General features: G+C 59.5%; 4 protein-coding genes and 1 pseudogene. 2 read left to right on the forward strand and 3 right to left on the reverse strand.

Annotated elements, in window-relative coordinates; genetic code table 11:
- The first annotated feature begins 150 nt into the window (after positions 1 to 150).
- Positions 151 to 516, forward strand: a complete 366-nt coding sequence (locus NKH43_RS35050) for an ATP-binding protein (RefSeq protein ID WP_352579643.1) — start codon at positions 151 to 153, stop codon at positions 514 to 516.
- A 198-nt stretch (positions 517 to 714) separates the two neighbouring features.
- Entirely contained in the window at positions 715 to 1068 is a 354-nt protein-coding gene (locus NKH43_RS35055) for a hypothetical protein (protein ID WP_023679095.1), read from the forward strand.
- A 137-nt stretch (positions 1069 to 1205) separates the two neighbouring features.
- On the opposite strand, the gene NKH43_RS35060 is transcribed toward NKH43_RS35055, so the two are convergent.
- From NKH43_RS35060 to NKH43_RS35070, 3 genes and pseudogenes are all read right to left on the reverse strand, one after another.
- Complete coding sequence (locus tag NKH43_RS35060; RefSeq protein ID WP_198023618.1) at positions 1206 to 2171, reverse strand: glycosyltransferase family 10 domain-containing protein; 966 nt, start codon at positions 2169 to 2171, stop codon at positions 1206 to 1208.
- Positions 2172 to 2454: 283 nt separating this feature from the next.
- Positions 2455 to 4134: pseudogene (locus NKH43_RS35065) on the reverse strand (ISL3 family transposase).
- Positions 4135 to 4402: 268 nt separating this feature from the next.
- Positions 4403 to 5382 (reverse strand): Kae1-like domain-containing protein (locus NKH43_RS35070; RefSeq protein WP_502906543.1); only part of this gene is annotated, 980 nt, incomplete at its 5' end.

A 5382-nucleotide genomic window follows, 5' to 3' on the forward strand; every position in this document is an offset into this window, starting at 1 on the left:
CCCGCCCGAACGTGGATGAAAGGCGTAACGGACAATCTTCTTTGCCTCGCCATCCTGATAACGGGCATTATGAGCCCAGTCCGACCGGCACCGGAAAGACTTGGCTGGCCTGCGCCTTCGGACGTCAGGCCGCCCGGCTCGAATCATTCCGTGCTCTACCTGCGCATGCCGCGTCTGTTCGAAGATCTCGCCCTGGCGCGTCGCGACGGCCGCTTTCCCCGTCTCATCGACAAGCTGGCTCGGGTGCAACTGCTCATCCTTGACGACTGGGGCACCCACAGCCTGACCGACCAGCAGCGTCTCGATCTGCTGGAAATCTTCGAGGAACGCTATCGCCGGAAATCAACGCTGATCACCGCCCAACTGCCGATCGCCCAGTGGCACGCCATGATCGGCGAGCATGAGAAAGCAAAAAACACCGCCGCCCTTGACCGGCGCCGAAAACGGCGAAATCAATCGCAAATGACTTCAACCAGGCAACCGAGCGCCGACCCCATCCTGCTGTCCGCGAATTAGTGAAACTGCTGTCCCCGATTTAGCGGAACGACTGTCTCGTTTTTGCGAAATACGGACGTCCGACGCAGCTTGCGTTGACAGAGGCGGTTTTACGCGCAATAGCACTTCCGCTCGGCCTATTTTTGTGGAGTTCAATTGTGGTTCGGCCAAGGGCGCTGGGCGCCGGACCGGCCCCGTGTAAAGAGAGAGAGACCCTGCATGGAAGAATTCTTACCGCGCATCGCCACTGGTGCCGGCATCGGCCCGGCTCTCGCAGAGAAGGCCGTTGGGTTAATGCTGGGTTTCCTGCAAAGCCACGCGGCCGACGGTCCCGTTGCCCGCATGATCGAGGCCATTCCGGGAGCTTCGGAATTAGTAGCGAAGTATCATGGCGACGACCCAGAGGGTGGCGGCCTTATGGGGCTCGGCCAGCAATTGATGAGTGAGGGTCTCAGCATGGCAAAGATCGCCGGCCTCGCCAACGAGACGATCGCCTTCACCAAGGAACGTGTCGGCGACGAACTCGTGGACGAGGTCCTCAATTCAGTTCCTGGCCTTCCCCAGTTCGTCTAATCAGCGGCAGCCGGGGGCGCATGACCTCGTGCGCCCGTACCGGCCGTTCTGCGCAGTAGGCATTCTCCGCCGAGCTTTCCGTACCGATCTCGCCAGACCACCAACCGCCGGGCACGCGAAGCGAGCGTTGGAGTACTTCATTCGTCTATTCCAAAATCGACCTCAGGCGAATCGATGTGTATAATTTCTGGCGGTAAGGGTTTATCCTGAACGCTTTCGATGAAGCCCGCGAGATAAGCAAACGTATTGTATTTCTCGAGGACCAACCGCTTCGCCTCTCGTATTGCGCCGCGACGCTCCTTCCAGAGGTCCGAGTTGATGATTTCTTGAATTTTTTGGATTACGTTCTTGTCCTCTGGGTCAATCAGAACCATTGAGTCCGAAGGGAAGAACCTCGTGATTGCCGGGCTGCCGTAATAGATCGGCATTGTTTCAGCAACGAAGCAGTCCATAAGCTTCTCTGTAAAATAGTAATCAGCACGAGTATTCTCGAAAGCTATACTGTAACGGTAAGGTGCGAGTGCGTTCCATTTATCTCCAATCAGCCGAAAACCTCGGCCGAACAGGTCAAAATCGAGCTCCTCTCTCAGCCGTTCCAGAAACGCCAGCCGATATCGATGCCCTTTAAGCAGGGCGATGTTACTGGTAATCCATGAGAGCCGAAGCGGCTTGTCCACGACTTCGCTGACCAGAAGTTGGTCATATGTCTTGTTTACAGACCAAGACCGAGTGATAGGTGGAGCCAAAACGAATCGGCGCCCTGCATTCTGCCGAGCAGCCAGCTCTGCGTCAGACGTCAGGACGATAGTATTTTTCCCCTGCCCTTCATGAAATGCGCGATGAGCTTTCGTCGGCGGTTCGCCGATTGCAAAAATTGTCCTGTTTGGGCTCGCCTCGATATCAACAGGGAGCCCAAAAAGAGAAGCAGAGTTAAAGACGATATGCCAATCGGGCACGAAGGATGTCGTGCGTACAAAAGCGACATTGTTCCAGATTCCACTGCCCTTTGGAGTGAGATGGTGGATTGCATCATCCAAAACGCCCCAAGAATCCAGACATGTAGCAACAATGGGCGCCGGACGTTCCGTCAACAATTTGGCCAACAAAGCAGTTCCACCCCATTCACTTCCGTTGGACCGGGAGCAACTTGTGCATCGGGCGCAACACCTCTCTGCGCCTGAAATAGCTCGCGATCCTGATCGATATCAAACACACGATTCTGTGCGACTTCGCGCCATTCGACAACTCATCTCTAAGACCGCGGGAATCCCTTCACTCGTGAAGGTACTCAATCGCCATTCCGGATTGCGGTAACATTGGGCAGCATAAACCTGCCGGGACCCGCCGTCGAGGCAATTGTCGCTTTGCACTTAACCAGGTTCTTCCTCACTTTGTGTGGTGATCAGGCCGGTTGAGTGGCAGCATGCGTGCCCTAAGGAGTTCGGAGCCCGCTCTGCCGTACATCGCACGCTTGATCGTCTTCAGGCGGTTGATCTGCCCTTCCGCCTGGCCGTTGCTCCACCCATTCAATGGCATTGCGAACGGCGTCAACGTCACGGCGTAGGACCCGAGCGAAACGCGTGATGGCGACGAGCCCGGAGTTGACGGCATCCTCGATCCAAGTGTCGAGCTTGTCCAATTCACAGGCCCCGCAAAATGCCGCGGAAGCGCATGGCAAGCCTGCGCATCGTGGCAAACTCATGTGATCCTTGCTTCAGGACGTCGACCTTTCTCGCCTGGTTGATCGTCAGCATACCCCGGGCCTTCATGCAGAGGGCCGCGGCGACTACCGGCGAGATCACATGGCCGGTCGCCGGATCCTGGATGGGGACAGCATCGCGGGCTGGTTGATGGCGTATGATCGAAGCAGGCGACGCACTGTCCTCGCCCGTCCTCTCGGCGCGGCGCCAGCTTGGGAGAAGCCGCTCCAGATTCGAGAAACTGCCCGTGTAGCCGCGCTGTTTGATATCGTGGAACAGGTGTCGTCCGCAGCGATTGCCGTCTCTCCAGGACTGGCTAAGAAACGCCTCGAAATATAAGGGTGACGTCGGCTCGACGCGGCCCTGCGTCGGTCGGGTGGCGTGTCGAAATTCAGCCATTTGGCGATGCTGCGCCGGCCGTAGCCGGTACGACGGGCGATCTCGGAACAGGACAGCCCTTTCCTTGCGCAAGGCGTGAACCATTTCGAACACCGTCTGCCGCGATTGTCGATGAGCGTGGCGCACCCGGCGCCGATGCGTTGCGTCAACGTGCGGATCATCCTGCATCAGATCGACTTGCGCGCTCCCGATACCCTTATCGGGCAGCAATGCAGGCCCCGTGGCGCGGCCCGAAAGGCTCATCTGCTCCTCGATTGCGACCCGCAGATTCTACATGAGATGGAACCGATCAGCCACCTGGCGCGCTTGCGGTGCACCCTCGCGAACAGCTTGCGCATAGAGCCCGCATCGGTCTCGGCTCACGATCTCGACGGAAGGGTGCCGCTCTAGCCATTGCGACGCACTCGCCACGCTTCTGTCATCCAGGATGTCGACAACCGAATGGCGCTCCAGGTCCACGATCATCGTGCCGTAGCGCCATGATCGCCGCCAGCTCCAGTCATCGATGCCAACGACCCGAATGGTGGAGTTGCTGTGAGCGACCGCGGCATCTCGCTTCAGCTGCCACAGGATAGTGTCGTCGCAGACCGGCATGCCGAGCCGTCGCATCAAGCGCTCGCCGGGACGGCCGCCGGTGCTATGGCCGAGCAGACCGACAATCTCCGCGACCCTCCAAGGGGAAGCAATCGTCGGCAGACGGTCGGTGAATGTTTGTCGTTCACATTTCTGATGTGCGCACCGCCAGCGGCTCAACCGAGGCTTCACCGTCACGGTCTTGCCCTGGACCGGCAGATTCTGAAGGCTGCGGTTGGACCAGCCATGCCGACTTCGGGTCCGTCGTCCGCAATCTGGGCAAAATGCCGAACGCCGGTCCGGCAGCGGAAACAAGCCAACTGTCATCATCAGTGAGCGCGACACCCCGTATTTTAGCCCCTGGGCCGGGGGACCATTTTGTTTTCGTTCGCATGCCCGCACATAGCGGCATCCCTCGCCAACGGCGAATGAACCACACAAAGTGAGGCAGAGCCCCATTAACTGCCAAGCGACACGATCCTTGGCTGCGTACCCGTCCTCGACGATTCCCTCGGAGCATCATTCCTGGCTAGTCCTTTTACCCGGCCATACGCGATCAGCCACTCACGGCCCGGACGAAATGCGCAAAGCTGGCCGCCGCACGTCACAATGCGCAGCGCCTTATTTGGACGATGCTGATATTTTTTCTTCAACGATTGGTCTCAATGCGAAAGGGCTAGGCCGATCGTTGCCTGGCCGAGCGCCAGACCGCCGTCGTTTGCGGGAATGCTTACGTGCGCCAGCCCCTCCAATCCTGCGACTGTGAGCTCGGCAAGTACGCCTTTGAGCAGCAGCCGATTCTGGAAAGCGCCACCGGACAGTGCGACCGTGCCGACGCCGTTTTCGTTAGTGAGTCCGATGGCCTTCCGCGAGATGATCTCTATCAGCGTCCTGTGGAAGCGCGCAGCAATCAGCCCGGTTTCGGCGCCCAAAGCCTGATCACAAAGAAGCGCTTCCCACAGACCTTTCCAGGAGATAACCGGTCCCTTCCGCGAGGTTGCTGGCCAAGCCTCGGCCGCATCCATGAACGGGCTGGCGAGCGCCTCCATCTCCATGCCGGCTTGCCCCTCGTAGCTCTGGCGCTCCAAACAGATGCCGAGGACTGCCGCGCAGGCATCGAAAAGCCGCCCCGCCGAGGAGGCAAGCGGAGCATTGACGCCCCTCTCGATCATCCGGTCCAGCACCCGAAGCGGCTTTTCGGCCAAGGCGGGGACGAAGGGCCGATCGGCAGGAAGCTTGGCCAGGAAATCCGGACCGAAAGCCGCCCGCAGATGCGCATAGGCATTGCGCCACGGCTCGAGGCTGGCCTTGTCGCCGCCGGGCATGGCGACCGGCTCGAAGTATGCCAGCCTCCGGAACCCTCGATAGCCGCCGAGCAGGAACTCGCCGCCCCAGATCGTGCCGTCATCGCCGTATCCGAGACCGTCGAGGATAATGCCCAGCACCGGCGGTGCGTCGATTGCGCGGCCGTGCTGGGCAAGGCACGAGGCGAGATGCGCGTGATGGTGCTGGACCTGCACAAACCTCGCCGCGGTCTCACGGGCAAGCTCCATGGCAAGCTGGGTCGAACGGTAGCCCGGATTCCGGTCGGCCACAATGAGGTCCGGCTTCGTGTCGAACAGGCTTCGATACAGCCCCAACG

The sequence above is a fragment of the Mesorhizobium sp. M1163 genome (genome assembly GCF_040318415.1).
Classification (GTDB): domain Bacteria; phylum Pseudomonadota; class Alphaproteobacteria; order Rhizobiales; family Rhizobiaceae; genus Mesorhizobium.